Source organism: Brachyspira catarrhinii, assembly GCF_005518285.1.
Lineage (GTDB): Bacteria > Spirochaetota > Brachyspiria > Brachyspirales > Brachyspiraceae > Brachyspira > Brachyspira catarrhinii.
The window spans coordinates 1-2,061 of record NZ_SJDU01000387.1; the positions used below are offsets into that span (position 1 = coordinate 1).

General features: G+C 25.9%; 2 protein-coding genes. Both read left to right on the forward strand.

What is annotated here, in order from left to right; all coding sequences use genetic code 11:
* Positions 1–1,240, forward strand: a 1,240-nt coding sequence (locus EZH24_RS10770; protein WP_137999121.1) for a tetratricopeptide repeat protein, incomplete at its 5' end; no start/stop codon positions are given.
* 100 nt (positions 1,241–1,340) lie between these two features.
* Complete coding sequence (locus EZH24_RS10775; RefSeq protein WP_137999122.1) at positions 1,341–1,988, forward strand: hypothetical protein; 648 nt, start codon at positions 1,341–1,343, stop codon at positions 1,986–1,988.
* Positions 1,989–2,061 lie beyond the last annotated feature (73 nt).

The following is a 2,061-nucleotide window of genomic DNA, read 5'->3' on the forward strand; positions in this document are numbered from 1 at the left end:
TTCCGATTATTATAAATTGGGATTTTCTTATTATTCAAAAGGTTATTATTACGAAGCTATAGAATGTTTTTCAAAAATTGCGGATGAAAATTCTTATAAAGTTTATAATTTAATCGGTTTATGTTATTATTCAAATTCCGAGTATGAGAAGTCGATTGAATATTTTGAAAAAGCGACTAAAATAAACGGAGAATATAACGAAGCTTATAATAATTTATTTTTGGCTTATTTTGATTTGGAAGATTATAAAAAGGCTTTGGAATATTTTAATCTCTCTTCCAAAATAAATCACGCTTCCGATTTATATAATAAACTTGCAGTAGCTTGTTTTTATACTAAAGATTATGACAAATCGATTGAATATTATAATAAAGTTATTTTGAAGTTAAACGAAAAAACTCCTTTCCATATATATAATAATTTGGCTATTTTGTATTATTTGAAAAAAGATTATTCTTCCATTTTGCAAACTTATAATAAATATTTGGATAACTATAATTCGGATAGTAATTTTGCAAGTTATAATATATTTTTATTATCGTTTACTTTACTATCGAAAAGATTAATAAAATATAACGACTTTTTGGCTTTGTTTGAAAAATCAATTATTAAAAGTATAAATAAAAGCATAAATAGAAGTAATATAGAAAATAATAATATTTCCTCTCTTTACGAAATAATGGAATACGATATTAACGCTTTAAAACTTATTTTAGAAAATAAAATTAAATTTAAGAGTTGTAAGGAATTTCTAAAAAATAAATTAAGCGAAAAACAATTAAAAGCAATCGAGCCTATAATAAATAAATTAGAAAATAAATTAAAAATTTTTTCTTTTTATTCCAAGAGTTCTAATATAAATAATATTTTTTCTTATAATAATAAGAATATTTGTATAGAATATTTTTTGCAAAATTTAAATAATAATGCTATAGCAATTATAAAAAACTCCGATAATAATAATAAAGATATATACGGGAAACGAGCTAAATTTATTAACGAATATATGGAGTATAATTCTTTAATTTCAATGTTTTCCGACAATATCGATAATAAGAATGGAGATTATAATTTATTATTTTATAAAGATAGTTTATATAATTTCCTTGAGTTAAAAGTTAAGGCAATATATCTGCCGAGTAATTTTGACGAATCGGATATAAAGCTGATAAAACTTATATTAGAGGGTAAGGATATTAAATTATATAAAATAGTTAAAGGCAATTATATATTGATTTGACTTATTTTTAATAAAAAAAAATTTATAAATACTGTTGACATAATATTAAAAATCTGTTATTATAATTTAAAAATAGCGGATTATGAAGAAGGGGTATTCGATGAAAAAGCTTGTATTAGTAATCTTTTTAGTAGGATTCTGTAAGGTTTTTGCGGCGTTCGAATTTGATATTTTAGGACAGCTTGCGGCATCTACAAGTTTTCCTATAGCCGAATCAAGAACTACGAAAGTTAATGGCTCTACCGAAGCAAGGTGGGGAGCGTCTTTACAAATAGGTTATCAGTTTCCTATGACCAACACATTAAAAGGCGTAAGCATTTTTGCCGATATAAGAGTCGAGCAAGCCAATATAGCTATAACTTTTCCAGGAGATACTAAAACGGTATCTAAAAAGACGGGATTGAATTTAGGGCTTGGATTTACTTCAAAATTTATATTTGGAAGTATAAATAGTTTGGTTCCGAGGGATACAATTTTAGGTTTTGGAGTGGGAGCTAAAGTTATGGCTTATGCTCCAGATATTATTTTAAGCACAAAAATGCCAATTCTTGCCCCTTACCTTGATTTATTTGTAGAGCAAAGATTTTTTGTATCGAGAAAATTGGCTTTGGTAGGCGGAATAAATGTAGGCGTTGATATGATGATGTTCCAATCTACCGATATTGGACAGTTATTCAGCGGTCTCTATATTACGGCTTTTCCTTCTTTAAGCGTAGGGCTTAGTATAGGACTTCATTTTGGACATTAGAATAATAATTTAATAATTGTTTCTCATAATATTTAGGGGATAATGCAAAAAACATTATCTCCTTTTTATTTCT

Bases quoted from the DNA above. Each gene is read 5' to 3' on its own strand.
- EZH24_RS10775 (WP_137999122.1), top strand. From the start codon at position 1,341: ATGAAAAAGCTTGTATTAGTAATCTTTTTAGTAGGATTCTGTAAGGTT.